The organism is Bifidobacterium sp. LH_491 (assembly GCF_056356495.1).
In genome coordinates this window covers 1-18,507 of record NZ_JBKEUI010000001.1, presented here as the reverse complement: position 1 = coordinate 18,507, position 18,507 = coordinate 1, and the positions used below count along the sequence as shown (strand labels likewise).

13 protein-coding genes and 1 pseudogene are annotated in these 18,507 nt (G+C 56.7%); 4 read left to right on the top strand and 10 right to left on the bottom strand.

Annotated features, from left to right (window positions below):
• Window positions 1-109: 109 nt before the first annotated feature.
• The 4 genes from grpE to AC1AWK_RS00055 all read right to left on the bottom strand — a co-directional run bounded on the left by grpE (window position 110) and on the right by AC1AWK_RS00055 (window position 7,839).
• Complete coding sequence (gene grpE, locus AC1AWK_RS00070) at window positions 110-763, bottom strand: nucleotide exchange factor GrpE (protein ID WP_476567296.1); 654 nt, start codon at window positions 761-763, stop codon at window positions 110-112.
• 2 nt (window positions 764-765) lie between these two features.
• Entirely contained in the window at window positions 766-2,631 is a 1,866-nt protein-coding gene (dnaK, locus tag AC1AWK_RS00065) for a molecular chaperone DnaK (protein ID WP_476567295.1), read from the bottom strand.
• Between the two features lie 357 nt (window positions 2,632-2,988).
• On the bottom strand, window positions 2,989-4,989 hold the full coding sequence (phoA, locus tag AC1AWK_RS00060; RefSeq protein WP_476569471.1) for an alkaline phosphatase: 2,001 nt from the start codon (window positions 4,987-4,989) through the stop codon (window positions 2,989-2,991).
• A 330-nt stretch (window positions 4,990-5,319) separates the two neighbouring features.
• Window positions 5,320-7,839 carry a glycoside hydrolase family 31 protein gene (locus AC1AWK_RS00055; RefSeq protein WP_476567294.1) on the bottom strand — a complete coding sequence of 840 codons (2,520 nt, stop codon included), beginning with the start codon at window positions 7,837-7,839 and terminating at the stop codon, window positions 5,320-5,322.
• A 236-nt stretch (window positions 7,840-8,075) separates the two neighbouring features.
• Between AC1AWK_RS00055 and AC1AWK_RS00050 the strand changes: the two genes are divergently transcribed.
• Window positions 8,076-9,107, top strand: a complete 1,032-nt coding sequence (locus AC1AWK_RS00050) for a LacI family DNA-binding transcriptional regulator (RefSeq protein WP_476567293.1) — start codon at window positions 8,076-8,078, stop codon at window positions 9,105-9,107.
• Window positions 9,107-9,724 carry a DUF624 domain-containing protein gene (locus tag AC1AWK_RS00045; protein WP_476567292.1) on the top strand — a complete coding sequence of 206 codons (618 nt, stop codon included), beginning with the start codon at window positions 9,107-9,109 and terminating at the stop codon, window positions 9,722-9,724. Before AC1AWK_RS00050 ends, AC1AWK_RS00045 begins: the two co-directional genes overlap by 1 nt.
• Window positions 9,725-9,803: 79 nt before the next feature.
• Here AC1AWK_RS00045 and AC1AWK_RS00040 read toward each other — a convergent pair whose 3' ends face one another.
• The 4 genes from AC1AWK_RS00040 to AC1AWK_RS00025 all read right to left on the bottom strand — a co-directional run bounded on the left by AC1AWK_RS00040 (window position 9,804) and on the right by AC1AWK_RS00025 (window position 13,972).
• Complete coding sequence (locus AC1AWK_RS00040) at window positions 9,804-10,643, bottom strand: carbohydrate ABC transporter permease (protein WP_476567291.1); 840 nt, start codon at window positions 10,641-10,643, stop codon at window positions 9,804-9,806.
• Complete coding sequence (locus tag AC1AWK_RS00035; RefSeq protein ID WP_476567290.1) at window positions 10,640-11,497, bottom strand: carbohydrate ABC transporter permease; 858 nt, start codon at window positions 11,495-11,497, stop codon at window positions 10,640-10,642. Before AC1AWK_RS00035 ends, AC1AWK_RS00040 begins: the two co-directional genes overlap by 4 nt.
• Window positions 11,498-11,638: 141 nt before the next feature.
• The gene (locus AC1AWK_RS00030) at window positions 11,639-12,973 is read right to left on the bottom strand and encodes an ABC transporter substrate-binding protein (RefSeq protein WP_476569469.1); all 1,335 of its coding nucleotides are present in this window, start codon (window positions 12,971-12,973) and stop codon (window positions 11,639-11,641) included.
• 300 nt (window positions 12,974-13,273) lie between these two features.
• A complete protein-coding gene (locus AC1AWK_RS00025; RefSeq protein WP_476567289.1) occupies window positions 13,274-13,972 on the bottom strand; it encodes a histidine phosphatase family protein in 699 nt (232 codons plus the stop codon).
• Window positions 13,973-14,126: 154 nt separating this feature from the next.
• On the opposite strand from AC1AWK_RS00025, the gene AC1AWK_RS00020 reads away from it, so the two are divergent.
• Both AC1AWK_RS00020 and AC1AWK_RS00015 read left to right on the top strand, forming a co-directional pair.
• Window positions 14,127-14,555, top strand: a complete 429-nt coding sequence (locus AC1AWK_RS00020; RefSeq protein WP_476567288.1) for a DUF4235 domain-containing protein — start codon at window positions 14,127-14,129, stop codon at window positions 14,553-14,555.
• A gap of 250 nt (window positions 14,556-14,805) precedes the next feature.
• A pseudogene (locus AC1AWK_RS00015) lies at window positions 14,806-15,582 on the top strand (nitroreductase family protein).
• Between the two features lie 658 nt (window positions 15,583-16,240).
• Here the strand turns inward: AC1AWK_RS00015 and AC1AWK_RS00010 are convergent.
• Window positions 16,241-16,492: a hypothetical protein gene (locus tag AC1AWK_RS00010; protein WP_476567287.1), complete on the bottom strand. Its 252-nt coding sequence runs from the start codon at window positions 16,490-16,492 to the stop codon at window positions 16,241-16,243.
• A 761-nt stretch (window positions 16,493-17,253) separates the two neighbouring features.
• Window positions 17,254-18,192 carry an aldo/keto reductase gene (locus AC1AWK_RS00005; RefSeq protein WP_476567286.1) on the bottom strand — a complete coding sequence of 313 codons (939 nt, stop codon included), beginning with the start codon at window positions 18,190-18,192 and terminating at the stop codon, window positions 17,254-17,256.
• Window positions 18,193-18,507: the final 315 nt, after the last annotated feature.

Here is an 18,507-nt window from a genome sequence, read left to right as displayed (position 1 = left end):
TGCGTGGGGTGAACCCCAGATGAATCCTGTTCCAGGTGAATCCCCCACTATTGCCGGCGGTGCCGTGCGTTGTTTGCCACAGCGGCACCGCCAGCGTAGGTTATGTGAATTAGGCCTGCGGCGATGCTACGACCACGCGGGCCGCGCGAATCACGCGGTCACCGATGCGATATCCAGCCTCCACTACCGTGTCCACGGTTTCCTTCTGCGCTTCGGCGTCCGGCTTATGCAGGATCGCGTCGTGCTTGGTGGGATCGAAGTCTTCGCCTTGCTCGCCAAACTTTTCAACGCCGAATTTCTCGAACGTCTTATCAATCTTGGTGGCGACTGCCTTGAAGGAATCGTCCATCTCACCATGCTGGCGAATGCGATCGATATCATCCAATGCCGGCAACAATGCGGTCAACACATCGATGATGCCATGCTGGCGGAAGCGTTCCTGTTCCTTTTGCGTGCGATTGCGGAAGTTAATGAACTCCGCGCGCTCACGCTGCAACGCCTCCAGATACTCAGCAGCTTCCTTCTTGGCCTGGCCCAGTGGAGTCAGAGTCTCTCCCTCCGCGCCGTCGGCCTCACCGTTTCCAGCGCCCTGCGAACTATCAGTCGCATTGGCACCTTCCGCCTTTTCTGCCGGAGCAGCCGAGTCAGCCGACTCCGTCGGCTCAGTCTGCGCCGCGCCGTCGGTCGGAGCGGTCTGCCCGCCCGCCGCTTCGGCGGGATCGGGCAGATCCTTCAGGTAATCATCCTTATTAAATTCAGCCATGATTACTTGTTGTCCTTGTCGTCGTCATCCACGACTTCGGCATCCACCACGTCATCATCCGAACCGGCGGCAGCACCGGCCGCGCTTTCGGCACCGGCGGCACTCTCGGCACCCTGCTGCGCGTACAGCTGCTGACCGATCTTTTGCGCGGACTCCATCAACGCGGTTTGCGCCGACTTGATGGCTTCGATGTCTTCGCCCTTCAGCGCTTCCTTCAAAGCCTCAACCTTCTCGGTCACTTCCTTGGAGACGTCGTCCGAAAGCTTGTCCTTGTTGTCGTTGACCAGCTTCTCGGTCTGGTACGCGAAGGATTCCGCCTGGTTGCGGGTTTCCGCCTCTTCCTTGCGCTTCTTGTCTTCGGCTTCGTGCGCCTCGGCTTCCTTCACCATGCGGTCGATCTCGTCCTTCGGCAGACCGGAACCGCCGGTGATGGTCATGGACTGTTCCTTGCCGGTGCCCTTGTCCTTGGCGGAGACGTGCACGATGCCGTTGGCGTCGATGTCGAACGTAACCTCAATCTGCGGGACGCCGCGCGGAGCCGGTGCAATACCGGTCAGCTCGAACGTACCCAGCGGCTTGTTGTCACGAGCGAATTCACGCTCGCCCTGGTACACCTGGATCAGCACGGACGGCTGATTGTCCTCAGCGGTGGAGAATACTTCCGAACGCTTGGTCGGGATGGCGGTGTTGCGGTCGATGAGCTTGGTCATGATGCCGCCCTTGGTTTCGATACCGAGGGACAGCGGAGTCACGTCGATCAGCAGCACGTCCTTGCGGTCGCCCTTGATGACGCCGGACTGCACAGCGGCGCCGACGGCCACCACTTCGTCCGGGTTCACGGACTGGTTCGCTTCCTTGCCGCCGGTCAGCTCCTTGACGAGCTCCTTGACGGCCGGCATACGGGTCGAACCGCCGACGAGCACCACATGGTCAATATCGCTGACGCTGATTCCGGCATCGGCCAGCACGTTGTTGAACGGCGTGCGGCAGCGGCCCAGCAAATCGGCCGTCATCGACTCGAAGCGAGCGCGAGTGAGCGACTCATCCAAGTGCACCGGAGTGCCATCAGGGGTCATGGCAAGGTACTGCATGGAGATGGAGGTGGAGGAGGAGCTCGACAGTTCCTTCTTCGCCTGCTCGGCAGCTTCCTTCAGACGCTGCAGGGCAATCTTGTCCTTGGCGAGGTCCACGCCGTACTTATTCTTCACTTCGCCGACGAGCCAGTCGATGATCTTCTGATCCCAATCATCGCCGCCCAAGTGGTTGTCGCCGTTGGTGGCCTGCACCTGGATGGTGGAGAAGCCATCGTCGTCCTTGCCGATTTCCAGCAGGGACACATCGAAGGTGCCGCCGCCCAAATCGAATACCAGGATGCGCTCGTCTTCCTTGCCCTTTTCCAGACCATAGGCCAATGCGGCCGCGGTGGGCTCGTTGATGATACGCAGCACGTTCAGGCCTGCGATGGTGCCTGCGTCCTTGGTGGCCTGACGCTGCGCATCGTTGAAGTATGCCGGGCAGGTGATGACCGCGTCCGTGACGGGCTCGCCCAGGTACGCTTCGGCGTCTCGCTTGAGCTTCATCAGAATCTGCGCGGAAATCTCCTGCGGAGTCCACTCCTTGCCGTCGATGTCCACCGTCCAATCAGTACCCATGTGACGCTTCACCGAGCTGATGGTGCGGTCCACATTGGTGACGGCCTGACGCTTGGCGACTTCGCCAACCAAAATTTCGCCGGACTTGCTGAACGCCACCACCGACGGCGTGGTGCGAGCGCCTTCAGCGTTCACGATAACGGTGGGTTCGCCGCCTTCCAGCGTGGCGATGCACGAGTTCGTCGTACCCAAATCAATACCTACTGCGCGTCCCATATCTGCTCCTTTGTGTTGCTTGGTTCGCTGACGTGTTCTGCTCAACGTCTTGGCATTTCCAAAACTTGAGCCTACACCACTCAACTTTTAAATTCCACTTTCTATTCCCCGCATGTCGAGACATCACATAATGTTCACAAAACGCGCAAACTGCCGCAACCACAATCCCCATTACCGCCCCAAACCACAGACCCCACACTAAACGCGACCCTATCCCCAATCACACAACTGCCCCATATGCAACAGTCCCCTCCCACACGGGGAGAGGACTGCCACTATCCAGACCTTCCTCCGGCGACCATGCCGACTTACCGCATCAGCGGCTCACGCCAACGCTCCGGCATGCATACACCCAACTCAACGACGACGAGAGCGAGCGGACATCACCGTGCGAGCAGCCAAACCGGTGCACGCCAAGGCGGCCGCAACCATCACCGACCACAGCGCGGCAGCTCCGGTACGTTTCAGGCCGGCATTCTCTCCACCAGCCACAGGCGACTTCGCAGACTTCTCGCCACCATCCTTACCTGGCGTCTTATCGGAAGCCTGAGCAGCCGCACCAGCGAACGAAGCCTCCATCACCTTGCCGCTCTGACGGCCAGTCACCGTGAGCTTGTACTGATGCCCCTCTTGAACATCACCCAAATCAATGCTCGTCGTCTGCGCGGTCTTCACGCGCACACCGGAAACGCCATCCTTGGCCACGCCCACCGTTTGCGTGCTGCGCGCAGTCTGATCTTCAAGCGTGTACGACACCACGGAGTCACCGTTGAACCCATTGAGTTCGGCTGTCGCCTTGCCCGCATCCTGAGTAACATCCAGCTTGGCGTCGTTCGACAGCGCCTTCTGCTGATCGGTGGTGGCGGCCAGCCCCAAGGCCTGGGCAATGGTGAAGAAATTATCCGTCTGATCGGTCAAGCCAATCACGCGTTGCGCGCCGGGACCAGACGCCGCGATACGCAGCTGCGTGCCCGTATGCGACATACTGCCCTGCGCCTTCGAGGCATCCGCAGTACCTTCCGCATCATTGCCATCACCATACAGATTGCCCGAAGAAGTGCCGTAGGACACGGTGATCTTCGCGCCATCGACCGGAGACTGCAACACCGTGCTCAGCGCATAATACGGCTGCGATTCCACAATCTGGCTGGTGTGGGCGTGATCCGCCGTGACAATGATCAACGTATCGGACAGGTCAACGTTCTGCAACGCGGTGGCAACGGCCTCATCCAAATCGCCGGTCTCGCCGATCTGACCGCAGGCATTGCCGTTATGGTCCTGCTTATCGATAGACGCACCTTCGACCTGCAGGAAGAAGCCATTCTTGGCACCGTTCGGATTGGACTGCAGCAAATCGATGCTCTTCTTCGTCATATCCGCCAACGACACACCCTGGTTGCCCAGCCAATCAGGATTCGTCGAACAGGTAATCGGATGCTCGTCCTTGGCGGGATCCTGCTTGGTCGCCACCGACGGGCTGAATCTGGTCGGCATATTGCCCGACGAGAACAATCCAATGAGCGGCTTGTCCTGGTTCGCTTCCGTCACACCGGCCAAGTCCGCCGGATCAGTGATGTAGGTGTATCCCATCGCCTCGGCCTGCTGCTGCACGGTCATACCCTGGTACTCGCCGCCCTGCACGGTCTGCTTGAAATACTTGTTGCCGCCGCCCAACGTCACATCGGCGCGCGTATCGAGAATCTGCTCGGAAATGGATCCGATGCCACCGTTCTGCTTCAGCTGCGACGCTTCGCACTGCGACGAAGCATTATCCGACGTTCCGTCGGTCTTGCCTTGCGGGCCATAGCACGAACGTTCCGTAGAATGCGCAGCCTGCACCGCCGGCGTGGCATCCTGAATTTCGGCGGTGGACACATTGCCCGTCGCCTTGCCAGCAATCTTCGCCAATTCCAGCAACGACATCTGCGCATTACCATAAGCATCCACCGAAATGGCGCCGTTGTACGTCTTCGTGCCCGTGGCCCAGGCCGAACCGGAAGCCGCCGAATCCGTCACCGGTGTCACCTTCGGATTGCCCTTGTCGCCAATGCCCTCACCAAGGGAGAACGTAGTGTACTGGCCGGTGCCAGCAGCCACATCACCCAAAGCCGAGGGCTGTCCGATCTTATCCAAGCCATCAAACGTGCCGTTCGCACCATGCAGATAATCACGCGCCACTGTGATTTCAGAATCACCCATGCCGTCGCCGATGAACAGGATGACATTCTTGGCGGTCTTGCTGCCGATGGTCGCAATGCGCTGCGCCCCGCCATGCGCCGCCAACTCTTGGGCGCTCTTGCCATCGGCGGCGTTCGCCACCCCTGCCAAACTCATAAGCGTTGCGGCCGTAGCAGCCATGGCCACCGCACCGCGCCAAACTGTATGCTTCACTTGATGCCTCTTCTGTGATCTTCATCTACGAAACCGTGCGCCGCACGGCCGGAAGCTCCTGCTTCCGAAGGTCACACTAATGAGGCAAGGCGTCGCCCATCCAACGGGCGGGCGACGCCTTGATGAATTACGGCCAATGGCAGGTGAACAATGGTAAACGGACGGTAACGCCAGTGGCCGCGAGATTCACTGCCACGGCTCCGCGCGGCCGCACGGCATGGTTAGTCGCCCAGCACAATCACGCGGCGCGATTACACAGCGAGATCGCACCACATGATCGACCGCAATCAATCACCATCAATAACGCAGCATGATCTCCGCGAGCGCATCCGCCACAGCCTGCGGCATGTGCGAAGCGAAGAAACGCTTGCCGTCCCGAGGACCTTGCTCAAGGGACGGCAACGAAGCCAGAGCGGACCGGCCCAGCGTGCGGACCATATGCATGGCCTTCTCCTTGGTGAGGTACAGCATCTCGGCTTGGAACAACAGATCGAAGGCATCCTGCTCCATGGTGTCGGGGGTTTCGCGCACTGATTCGCCGAAGGTGACGACGATGCGCGAGCGCACCGACTGTGCGGGAACATGCACGGTCACACTCAACGTGGCTTCGTCATAGCTCACGCCGCAGTCAACCGGCGAGCCGTCCACAACCACGCGGGCTTCGGCCTGCGCCACACCACGCAGCACGATATCCCAGGAACGGGATGTGGGCAGCACAGCCGCTTCACCTTGCGCAGGTGCGATGCTGAACGTCGCCGCACCCTCGTGGCTCGAGCCGCCCTGCGCCGTCCAGTCGAAGGACAGCTCCGTGCGCGCGGTACGCATATCGGCCGGATTGGCTTGATACTTGCCATCGTCTTCGGTAATGACAAACCGTCCGTTGGCGCCAGGGAAGACGATGACGCGCAACGCATGCGGATTGTCCACATTGTTCAGCGAATCGCCGTCACCCATGATTTGCATGGGGACGATGCCACCAGCCTTGGCGAACACCGGCACACGGTCCAGGCCACGCCATACCGCCATGCGCCGTCCGCCTTCCGCGGCGGACACGTATCGGCGACCATCGAAGAAGTCATACCATACGCCTTGAGGGAACCACATGTTCGCCTTGCCGCGACGTGCTTCCTTGTCCATCTGCTCCACGACCGGGGAGACGATTAGCTCGGTTCCGAAACGGAATTGCGTTGGCACGTCGTACGCGTCAACGGTATCGGGATCCTGCCAATACATCGGCTCGACCAATGGCAGGCCTTCGCTTGCGGCCCGCCAGTTCATCGCATACAAGTACGGAATCAACTCGTGACGCAGCCGCAGCGCCTCATCCATCGCCTGCCGCACTTCGCCGGGGAAATTCCACGGTTCCTTGCCATTGAACGGCGAATCGGTGGAATGCAGACGGTTGATGGGGCTGAACGCGCCGAGCTGATACCAGCGCACCTCCAGCTCGCCGTCGCGCTTGCCGAACATGTGGCCGCCAATATCGTGACTCCACCAGCCATAGCCGACATTAGACGCCGCCGCAGTGAAATAAGGCTGGAATTGCAACGATTCCCAGCTGACCACCGTATCGCCGGAGAAGCCCACCGGATACCGGTGCGAACCAGGCCCGGCATACCGGGAGAACGTCAGCGGCCATCGGCCGTCACGACCCGAATCAAGATAATGCATATGGTTGAGCATCCACAACGGATCCAGTCCCGGCTGGCGGGTCACGCCACCCTGCTGCCAATCCAGCCACCAGAAGTCGACGCCCTCGTCTTCCAAATCATGATGCATATCGAAATATGCTTCGACAAAGCGCGGATTGGTGATATCGAACTCAACTGGCTCGCCCGTCGACGGATCCATGCCCATATGCCGTGCCACCTGCTCGTACGGCTCCTCGAACGCACGCACGCCGTCACGCGGGTGCACATTCAGCGTGGTGCGCAAACCGCGGCGATGCAGCTCCTCAAGGAAGGCTCGATGATCCGGGAAAAACTCGCGATTCCATGTATAGCCCGTCCAACCGGACCCATACTTGGGATCAACATCGTCCACCAAGTGCCAGTCCATGTCGATAACGGCCGTCGTCAACGGCACACGTTCCTCGACAAAACGATCCATCAACCGCACATACTCGTCTTGCGTGTATCGATGGTACCGGCTCCACCAGTTGCCGAACACGAAGCGCGGCAACAATGGCGTCGGCCCGGTCAGACGGTAGAAGTCTTGGATGGCCTCCCGATAACGATGGCCATAGCCGAAGAAATACAGGTCGGTCGTGCGCGTCTGACGCGGCTCCACCCACACGCCATACGGATTCGGCACACCGTTGACCTGCGCGGCCTCCACCAACACATTGGACGCAGAGTCATCCAACACCGCCCAACCGTCGCGAGAAATCACACCCTCGCCCAACGGAATCGCCCCGTCGGCCTCATCCAAGGTACGGGCCGTGCCGCGCAGGTTGCCCGGCGCATCATCGCCATAATGCCAAGTGTTGAACTGCGTGTTCGACAGGCCCTTGATCACCACGCTCAAGCCTTCCTTACTAAACGGCTTGCGGTCATACGTCACCGTCAACGCGGGCGTGTCGATGACCAGTAGCCCATCACGCTCGCTCACCGCGCACTCCACATGCTCCCGCCACTGCCGATTCAGCACCGTTTGCGTGGGACGATCCTCAAAAACCCCGTCATCCGACCATTCAAACCGCACCAATGACTCGGTAATCACGCCGATACGCCAATGCTCACCCTGCAGTACATACTCGTCACGCATCAGCGGCTTTGCCTGAACGCGGAAATCGCATGCATTAATCGTGTGGCTCATATCACTCCTTGCAAGAACTCTGAATCGTTTGCATCCTTTACGCAACGCTGCGGCATCGACAACACCGGCGAGGCTCACCTGCATCATAGCGTCTTGCCTTACATGACACGCGCCACGGCGATATCAACACATTGCATCTCCACAACGTTGATAACGTATGCAGTATAATAAGTGTGTGTTGTCAATGCCGACAGCCATAATCATGAAGCAATAAAAGCAAGGAAGCAGAGGCGGTTATGACCAGGGCAGGTATTCGAGAGGTGGCGAAGGCTGCCGGAGTATCCATTTCCACGGTATCGAGAGCGTTCACCCGCCCTGACTTAGTTTCGGAAAAGACTCGCGCGAAAGTGCTCGCCGCAGCCGATAAGCTGGATTTCAACATTTCCCGCTCAGCAACAGCGCTCAAATCAGGACAAACCTATCGTGTGGCTTTGCTGATGAACGAAGACATCACCAGCTGGTTCAATAACCAGCTGGTCAATGGCATCAACTCAATAATGCAGCCAGCGGGATACGATATTTCTCTATTCCAGCGCATTGATTCCGCGGAACAGCGACGTGCATTCTTCACCAACCTACCGGTCCGTCGCAATGTTGACGCCGTATTCGTCGCTTCGTTTGCCATTGACAGTCACGAGGTGGAACAGCTGCAACGCATCCACGTACCGCTGATCGGCATTAATACGCCCTCGACCAACTGCTTTGACGCTTCCGTCAGCATTGCCGACGAACAAGGCATGTTCACTGCTACCCAGCATTTGCTGAACTTAGGACACCGCAATTTGGTATACGTGTGCGCCGAGCCTGTGGCCGCGCTTGATTCCAGCGTCGATACCCGCCGCCACGGATTTATCCGAGCTTGCGAAACCGCGCAGCGACACCATGCACACGGCGATATCCGCTGGCAGGTCATCAGTGTTCCACGTGGAACATCCATCGCCGATGACGCGCTTTCCGCGCTGCTCGCCTTGCCCGAATTCCCCGATGCCATCTGCTGCTCCATGGATATGCTGGCAATACCGCTTGTTATTAAACTCAACAAATACGGCCATCACGCTCCACAAGACTATTCCATCATCGGGTTTGACGACAGCCTGTATGCCGGTGTTTTAGGACTTACCACGATGCGACAGGATCCTTACGCCACGGGACGTGCGGCCGCCGCCAAAGCGCTTGCGCTGATCAATGGCAAAATCGTGGAACAGCCACACGAAACCGTAGACGCACAACTCATACTCCGCGACACCGACCAGCTGCGGGGCGCCTGATGCAGTGGCTGAACCCCGGTTCAAAGTTCATGCAGGCCGTAGCCAATTTTGCCGACGCCATCTGGATCAACCTCATGACCTTGATCCTCTGTCTTCCGTTTGCCACCATCGGTGCGGCCCTAAGCGCGGCCCATGACTCCTCTCGCCGATCGGCACAAGGCGAGGCACACATCACCCGTGCCTACTGGCGTGCCGTGTGGAGTAATCTGTATCGCGCCACCGTACTGTGGGTGGTGTACGCCGCAAGCGGCGTAGCATTGCTGTACGCTTGGGTTACATTACACATCACTCCTCTGCTTATCCCTAAATTCGGATTCACTTTGCTTTGGCTTATCACTTTTGAATGGGTCTTCGCGCTACAAGCGCGTTTTGACAACACCCCTTGGCGAACCTTGGCAAATGCCTGTATTTTCGGCGTATCGCATATTGGATGGACACTGTGTCTCCTACTCATCGACGCAGCGTATTGGGGGCTGCTCATCGCGTGCTGGTTCCATTTCCCGCAAGGATTGTTCCTACTGGTAATACTCGGCTACGGCTCCATGATTTACGTACATACCCCCATATTGGAACGTGTATTCACGCCTTATGCGCAGGCCGCCGTTGCGCACGATTAGCTCCACTTCATCACCATATAAAAATGGGGACGGAATCACTCCCGCCCCCATGCTGTCCAGGACCACCAAGGAAAGGAAATCAGCCCTTGACAGCGCCTGCCATAACGCCTTTGACGATGTACTTCTGGCAGACCAGATAAAACACGATGATCGGAATGATTGCCAGTACCAGGCATCCCATCATCGCGCCCATATCAACAGCGCCGTATCCTCCCTTGAGGTATTGAATGGCGATCGACATGGTCTTGTACTTACGCAAATCCAACGTCAGATACGGCAGCAGGAAGTCGTTCCAAATCCACATCGCCTCCAAAATGGCCACCGAAATCACCGACGGCCGCATGATCGGCATCACGATTTGGAAGAAAATTCGCGGCACGCTCGCGCCATCGATCATGGCGGATTCCTCTAGCTCCTGCGGAATCCCCTTGACCACGCCCGTGAAAATAAACACCGCCAATCCGGCACCGAACCCCAGATATACAATCCATAGGCCCCACGGAGTGTTGAGCCCCAACATGTCCGCGAGCTTAGAAAGTGTGAACATCACCATCTGGAACGGCACGATCATGTTGAACAGGAATAGCAGATACATGCCCTTGGCCGCCCAGTTGTTCACGCGCACAATCCACCATGCGCACATGGACGTGCACAGCAGAATCAGCAGTACCGCACCCACGGTGATAACCACCGTCCACCCGAAGCTGGCAATGAGATTGGTGCGCTGAATGCCCAACGTATAATTATCCAGCCCTACGAAGGCTTTGCCCATGGGTATGGAGAATGCATTACGGGAAATATAAGCCTTCTGTTTGAACGAATTGATTACCACCAGAATGATGGGAAAAATCCACGCCAGCGAAATCACCGCGAACAGCACCGTCCACAGGCCGCCGTGCTTCACCTTGTCGCCGTTCATGCCTGCACCTCCCTACTGGTAGTCAGACGATTTTGGAGCACTGCAATCAACGCGACAATAATGAAGAAGATCACCGCTTTGGCCTGCCCCACACCTTCAAAACCAACACGTCCATAGAACGTCCGATAGATGTTCAAAGCCGCCATTTCCGAAGTGTTGGAAGGAGCGCCGTTCGTCAACGCCAAATTCTGATCGAACAGCTTGAAACCATTGGTCACAGACAGGAAGGTACATACCGTAATGCTGGGCATCATCAGCGGTACGGTGATGCGGAACAATGTCTGTCGACTATTCGCGCCGTCCACGGCGGCGGCTTCCAGCACGTCGGTGGGCAAACTTTGCAAACCGGCGATGTAGATGATCATCATGTAGCCGATTTGCTGCCAGCACACTAGAATCACCAATCCCCAGAAGCCATACACAGCGGAATACGTGATGGATTTCGCCCAATGCGCCAGCACTCCATTGAGCAGCAGTAGCCAAATATAACCCAAGATAATGCCGCCGATAAGGTTCGGCATGAAGAATACCGACCGAAAAATCGTCGACCCTTTAATGGCTTTGGTCAGCATATAGGCTATGGCAAACGCCATCACATTGATCACCACGGTGGTCACGATGGTGAACGCCACCGTAAATGCCAGAGAGCGCCAGAATTCCATGTCTGCGAGCGCCGCTTGATAATTGCCGAGGCCGATGAAGGAGGCGTCGGTGACGGTGGTGAATTTACAGAAGCTTAAGTAGATGCCCATGATGAAGGGCACGAGAAAACCTATTACGAATGCAGCGAACGTCGGTAGTGCGAACAACGCCCACCAACGCCGTATGGCCTTACCCGTCATGTTGATAACCATGACAGTGTCCTTTCCTTGTGTGCCGCGTCGTTGCGGCGATGCGGCTGAGGCGCTTGGGATGCGAAGGTCGGCGGCCGCCCTCATTGGTGGCCGCCGCTTTCCACGCGTCATCGTCTCCGTGTGGGGGTATCGCTAGAGCGCCTAGCTATTGCTGTGCGCTGTCTGGTATTCCTTGGCCCAGCCGTCTACGAATGCAGTCTTGACCGCACTCCAGTCGCCAGTGCCCTGCGCGTATTCGAGCAACGCGTTGCCCAAATCATTCTTCCACTGTTCGGACGGCATCATGGTGAAGTTCCAGGAGACCTGCGTCTTTCCGGACTTCTGGTCGGCCACGGCCACCTCCACTAGCGGATTGTCGGACTTCACGTCGTCAAAGGTCTTGAACGGTGTGGTGAAACCCATGTCGGAGGAGATGCTCTTCTTGCCGGTGTCCGAGCTGATAACCCATGCGAGAAAATCTGCGGTGGCCTTCTGGTCTTTCTCGGAAGCCTTGGCGTTGATGCACCAGTAGTTTTCCGAACCGGTGGCCAAGCCTTGATTTTCTTCACCTTCGGCGCCGATGTAAATCGGTATCATGCCAACTTGGTCGGCGGTCATGCCCGCCTTGAGCAGATCCGTCCACGCCCAAGTGCCGTTCTGGTAGAACGCCGCCTCACCGAGAGCGAACTCGGAGTTGGCGTCATCGGCGGTTTTGGAGCTCAACTGGGTGCGGTCGGTGGTCGAATCAGTGATGTACAGGTCGAAAATCTGCTTGTATTGCGGCAAATACGTGCCTTTGATGGTAGCGGGCTGCTCGGTTACGTTGTCCGCCTTGAACTCGTAGTACAGCGGCAGGTTGGCCAAGTGGGTCTTGAAGCGCCAATCGGAACTGGAATCGAAACCGGCGGAGGTGAACGCTCCTTGAATGCCGAGCTTGTCTTTACGGGCTTGCATATCATCCGCCACAGCCTTCAGCGTATCGAAGTTATCGATATCGTCGACAGACGTAATCTTGGCATTGGGCAGCTCGGTATACTTCTTGAGGATGTCCTTATTGTAGATAATGCCATACGTCTCCATGACGTACGGAACGCCAACGACCTTGTCGCCATCCTTTAGCGCCACATCTTGATTTTGCAACTCCTTGTATACCTTGGTGCTGGACATATCCGCCGTGTAGTCTTTCCAATTGGCGTATCCCACGGGACCGTTGACTTGGAACAATGTCGGCGCTTCGCTCTTGGCCATTTCACTTTTCAGCTGCTGTTCATATGTGCCGGACGCCGCCGTCTGCACATCAACCGGTACACCAGTTTCATCGGTGTAAGCCTTAGCCAATGCCACCCATTGATCAGCGGCTTCCGGCTTGAAGTTCAGAAAGTACACACGCCCTTCGTCACCGGCACTCGATCCTGTCCCGCACCCTGCAAGCGCGGCACATGACATGGCAGCAACGGCCAGGACACTCATTGTTCTCATTATCATACGATTCATCATCGAACCTTTCTCTCTCGCCATACTTCCAGAAAACGAACGGAAAACCGACCATCGTTGGTGCGGTGAAGTACTGACACAGCCCACTATACTTGTTAACTGATGTTTTTGCAAACGTTCGCCTTTTTCTTCGCATATTATGCACGGATCGTCTAAAAACATGACAAGATAACGTATAACGGCATAAAAAGAATCACTTATTCCACCAAATCTATGCCATGTAAACGCTATTGACTACGCAATTTGCATACGTAAGCATTAGGCGTGCCGCTTGAGATTACACACCTCCTCATGCCGACAATGCTAGCAATTCCAGCACTCGATAACCGCATCACCCTTATATTGGCCCAACACACCATAGTGTGCGGTATCCATGCGTAACTGACGAGCGTACCGCGGACTCATATCAAGCCACTGCGTCGCCACCACTCGCAACACATGAGCATGGGCAACGAACAGGACGTTTTCGCCGGATTCCAGCATCGGTAACACTTGTTGGACCGCTCGCATGGCGCGTTGCGCCACATCGCCTACTTCCTCACCGCGCCCATTACGGACATGCACCGCCGTACCGTCCGGCAACTCAGTATCCCACTCGCCCTCTAACTGTTTGGGTAAACACCCTGTGCCATCGGCCCACAAATTCCAAGACTCCCCTAATGCCTCGGCAAGCTGAGCACGCGTGCGCCCCTCCGCACGCCCGTAATCCCATTCCGCCAAATCGTCTAGCACACGGTGCTGTGAGAAACCGGCAAGCATTGCGGTTTTCCGCGCACGTGATAGCGGGCTTGAGAACACACATCCTTCGGAGAAGCCGCCCGGAATGGCATTACGCAACCGTTCTCCGGCACCCACCGCCTGCACTTCGCCCTCGGCGGTGAGCGGAATATCCGTCCGACCCGTGTGCTGTCCGGATACGCTCCATGCGGTTTGTCCATGACGCAACAGCACCAGTTTGCCGCTTATCGAGGCCACATCGCCCCAAGTGTTCGCTTCAGCCATATCATTACTGTAATACGAAAACGCTGTATCTTACGCGACAACACCCGGTTGTACGGATTAACAAGCACAATTCACGCCAACCAGCCAACACCAATTTTCTATCCGGCGCCGCAACCCTCCCCCAGCGTTCCTCATGTCGGCTTATCATAGAACTATGACCGATGCCACCGATGATTACTCTTCGCACGCAACCGAGCGAACGGTTGCAGCGCTGCAAGCTCTGGATAAGAAGGTGACCGATATGCGTAACGGACGAATGAACGACCCCGATTCCATGTTGGATAAGCTTGTCACGCTCGCCTTGCCTTCCTTGGTTGGCATGATTGGTGGCAAACTTTTTCATATGATGTGGGACGCCAGCGTCGATGCTCGTTCCCATGGGGCACACGCCAAGCATGCGCCAACGGCCGATGCGAACGACACTACGCATTCGCGCGGACTGCTGATGACTGTGCTATTTGCGGCAGCCTCCGCGGCATTCACTGCGGCCCTCTCCCAGCTTTCCTCTGCCGGTTCGCGCGCATTTATCGATCGCAAACACCGCAGGCGAGCCGAAAAAAACGCTCGCAACAACCGTCGGTGAACGCCGGATACACTAACCATTCCTAGCGGCCACTCGCACTACCTCCCCAAGCCCATCCGCATTGATTACGCCATTGGACTGTCGGAAAAACTTGAGATGACCGTTGTATTATTGTTCCGCTTACGACGCGAGCTTTCCGCCCGTTATCGTATCGATACGCCGCAGCGTACGATTCCGGGTACACGTTGCCGCAGCAACCGCCGAGAGACTTCCGCGTTGTTCGATATATCGACCATTTGAAGGAGTTGCCGTGGAATCGCTTGCTTCCAATCCCACCATTGATGTGTTGCTCAACCGCCGTTCTATCCGTCAGTGGCGGCCGGAACCGATTGCGGATGACGTGGTGGCTACGCTGGAAACCGTGGCGCAGCATGCCGCATCGAGCCAGTTTCTGAATGATTGGTCGGCGATTCGCATTACGGACAAGACCACTGCCGGGCGTCTTGCCGATATCGCAGGGCAACCGTATATCGCCGAAGCCCCATTGCTGTATGTATTTGTTGCCGACCAACACCGTAACGCACAGATCGCCCAGCGCAAGGGCGTGGATGTGCATGGCGACGAGTTCACGCTCAATAGTAGCTACCGTTTCTCGCAAGCGAACAATGACGCGGTGCTGGCGTTGCACGCGATGGAAACCGCGGCCTATTCTCTGGGATTGGGCTGCGTCATTCTCGGCTCGCTGCTCAATGACGTGCCTGCGCTGATTGCATTGCTCCGCCTGCCAGAATACACGTATCCGGTATTGGGCTTGGCCATTGGCAAAACCGCGCAAGAGCCGGCACTGAAACCTCGTCTGCCTCGCGGCATGCAGTTCTTTACGAACACCTATCCTGATGGGGCGTTGGATGAGGGAGCTCTTGAGGCCTTCGACGCCACCGTTCATGAATATTATGATTTGCGCAACACGGACCGCCCTGTGGACGCCTTCAGCGATCAGATTGCCGGCAACGCCGTGGCATAGAGTGTGCTGGATCGCGGCGTAAGCGCACCGGCGAAAGCGCAAGGGTTTCGTCTAGACCGATAACGCTTCCTACTTCACCGGGCGGCCGGCCTAACCGTCGGCCTCCCGACCCGACTAGTCGGCTTGGGAGCCTACCACAATTCGCCAGCCGAGCCACCAGCCCAATCTGACCAGGTACCCCAACCAGACAGTCCGACCGACACACAGGCCCCAATCCGACTGGTTACCCCACGGACCAACATCGAGGAGGAGGATGCCTTATCATTACACACTACGGCATCAGTCCCGGAATAAGCACCCATCTTTACGGTTGATTTATCTGTCCGTCGGGCTTACACTGCCGGTCTCATCTATACCATCTACCTTCTCTACCGTCCTCTCCGCCCGGCAATCTACCCCGGTGTGTCTTCTCTGCCATGCGTCATCTTATCTGCGCAGTATGATTCTCCCGCAATCAACAATCAAAACGTCCGGATGCGCAGAACACACCCATACAAAATCGTTTCGCTGTTTTCTCATCACAGTACGGTTGTCCCTCGCCACAGCATCGAGCCACTCGGCAATATTCCATTCCGGATCCGGGCCAACGCACCCACATCTCAGTACGCGAAGCCGCTCAACCCAGTGAAACACAGCCGTCCCACCGGGCACGGATTCTCAACCTATCCGGCATACCTGAACCTGTATCACCAGATATTCATAGCTACCATCTACCATGTGGCTATCGCTGCCGTGGCTTATACCCTTTCTTACGAGAATGCGGCTTGACGCTACGGTTCAACGGCGCATACGCGTAGGCATCGGCAGGATCTCGACTGGTCAAATGCCATGTCGAACAGTATTGACAACGGTATACCCACAGTGTCGCGCCACGCTGCACCAAACTATCGTCGGCCGCACGCTCGGCCGTGGCCTTATCGTGGTACATGATTTTATTGGTTGTCACACAACGCTTGGGGGTGAAGTAGTGCATAGTGCCTTATATCCTACGGCTCACCCTCTACGGCTTCTACCTCGTTGATAAGCCCATCATTGATGTCACACGGCTCATTCCTCGCGCCTTCGCCATACTTAATCAGCGTTCCTCGTTGCACCATCCCCGTCCATAACAACTGCCATCAGCATGTGCCCCATGTCATGTGTCACAGACCCTCGTCGCGCTACGTCCGACCGCCTTCATAAACCACCCAACGCCCCCCGGCACAGCCCACACCAGCATTACACGAGCCAATACGACATAGACCATCCACCTCACCCCTAGTTAACGCAACACTAGCGTAACGTGCCAAAACACTGCCCCCTAACTAATCACCGAATATAGTCGATGCGGCACCATCCATCCCCACGCACGCCATTCAGGACGCGCTCAACAAACTCACGACGCACCTCGCCTCCTATAAAACACACTTCCGCCGGTTATTCCCCACGCTTACCATCACTCCATCGCAGATGCTTCATCCCCCAACAGCGCATCACTACAAACACCTCGCGCAGCGCTGCTCTTCCTTTTCGGCTACTCGATTGTTTTGTTAGCCCCAAGCCTCGCATGCGGTCTACTTCTCACTTGCGCCCCGCCCCTCGCACGCACCCTCATCCTCATATGCGGCTCTACCTCGCACGCAATCCAATCTCACGCACAGTCCAATGCCTATATGCAACACGATCCTTATAGACAAGTGGGGACTATCGACGTAATGCCTGACAACCCCCACATTTGACATGTAGTGTGTTGCATTACGGCAAATCGTTGCCGGCTGCAAAGTACAGGTCATACCACTCCTGCGCGTCGAGCTGGATGTCCGCGCCTGCGATCATGCTCTTCAAGCGCGTCGGGTTCATGGATCCAAGCAATACCTGCATGGTGGCAGGGTGGCGCAAAATCCAAGCCACTGCAATAGCATTCTTATTTACACCATATTTTTCGGCCAATTGCACAAGAACGCCATTGAGCTCCGGGAACTTCGGATTGTCGATGAAGACACCCTCAAAGAAGCCGTACTGGAAGGGGCTCCACGCTTGAATGGTCATATGTTTCAGGCGCGAATAGGCAATAAGTCCGCCATCGTGATCGATACTTGGCGCGTCGGACATATTGACGTGGAACTCCTGCTGCACCATTCCCGTGTGCCCCAGACCGAATTGCAGCTGGTTGACATGGAGCTTTTGGCTGACCGCACTCTGCAGCAATTCTGCCTGCATCGGATTCACATTACTCACACCAAACTGGCGCACTTTTCCAGTAGACTGCAGCTCATTAAATGCTGCCGCAAGCTCATCAAGCTCCACCAGCGTGTCCGGACGATGAAGCAATACAAAATCTACGTAGTCAGTTTGCAGGTTTTCTAGCTCACTATTCAATGCTTCGAGCAAATGCGACTTAGAAAAGTTATACCGCGCTTTATCTGGATGCTCCGGATCATGATAAATACCGAATTTTGTCTGTACATACACGGTTTCACGTGAAACGTTGAGGTCTTTGAGCGCACGACCCAATACACGCGAGCTTTCTCCCGCTGCATAGCAATCTGCTGTATCAAAGAAATTCACTCCACCATCGAGTACGGTTTTGACGATATCTGCGGCTTGCTCTGGTGCTTTTTCGTTAATGCGCATCACCCCAAGTGCGACTCGGGATGCTTTCACTCCGCTAGTACCAATTTCCGCGTATTTCATACGCTCCTCCTTGAAACCATGTACCTTCTGTGCTGCATGTATCCGCAACCTATTACCGTTGCCAACTAATACTGTTCGCCAACTACTGCAGTTATACCACTTGTTCATTGGATGTGTGTTGTTTTGTGTGGTTGGTTTTGCAGTCGTCGCGTAGGAGGCGGGGGGAGTCGGGAGGAGGACGGGCGTTGGGATCGCGGCGGGGGAGGGAACCCGGGATGAACGGGGCGGGAACCGGGGCATGAACGGGACGCGGCGGGAGGGGGAACGGGGCATGGGCGACGACGGAACACCAAATCGTAAGGACCGACAAGGAAA

Bases quoted from the DNA above. Each gene is read 5' to 3' on its own strand.
- phoA (WP_476569471.1), bottom strand. From the start codon at position 4,989: ATGGCTGCTACGGCCGCAACGCTTATGAGTTTGGCAGGGGTGGCGAAC.
- AC1AWK_RS00030 (WP_476569469.1), bottom strand. From the start codon at position 12,973: ATGATGAATCGTATGATAATGAGAACAATGAGTGTCCTGGCCGTTGCT.
- AC1AWK_RS00055 (WP_476567294.1), bottom strand. From the start codon at position 7,839: ATGAGCCACACGATTAATGCATGCGATTTCCGCGTTCAGGCAAAGCCG.
- AC1AWK_RS00050 (WP_476567293.1), top strand. From the start codon at position 8,076: ATGACCAGGGCAGGTATTCGAGAGGTGGCGAAGGCTGCCGGAGTATCC.
- AC1AWK_RS00025 (WP_476567289.1), bottom strand. From the start codon at position 13,972: ATGGCTGAAGCGAACACTTGGGGCGATGTGGCCTCGATAAGCGGCAAA.
- dnaK (WP_476567295.1), bottom strand. From the start codon at position 2,631: ATGGGACGCGCAGTAGGTATTGATTTGGGTACGACGAACTCGTGCATC.
- AC1AWK_RS00045 (WP_476567292.1), top strand. From the start codon at position 9,107: ATGCAGTGGCTGAACCCCGGTTCAAAGTTCATGCAGGCCGTAGCCAAT.
- AC1AWK_RS00005 (WP_476567286.1), bottom strand. From the start codon at position 18,192: ATGAAATACGCGGAAATTGGTACTAGCGGAGTGAAAGCATCCCGAGTC.
- AC1AWK_RS00020 (WP_476567288.1), top strand. From the start codon at position 14,127: ATGACCGATGCCACCGATGATTACTCTTCGCACGCAACCGAGCGAACG.
- AC1AWK_RS00035 (WP_476567290.1), bottom strand. From the start codon at position 11,497: ATGGTTATCAACATGACGGGTAAGGCCATACGGCGTTGGTGGGCGTTG.
- AC1AWK_RS00040 (WP_476567291.1), bottom strand. From the start codon at position 10,643: ATGAACGGCGACAAGGTGAAGCACGGCGGCCTGTGGACGGTGCTGTTC.
- AC1AWK_RS00010 (WP_476567287.1), bottom strand. From the start codon at position 16,492: ATGCACTACTTCACCCCCAAGCGTTGTGTGACAACCAATAAAATCATG.
- grpE (WP_476567296.1), bottom strand. From the start codon at position 763: ATGGCTGAATTTAATAAGGATGATTACCTGAAGGATCTGCCCGATCCC.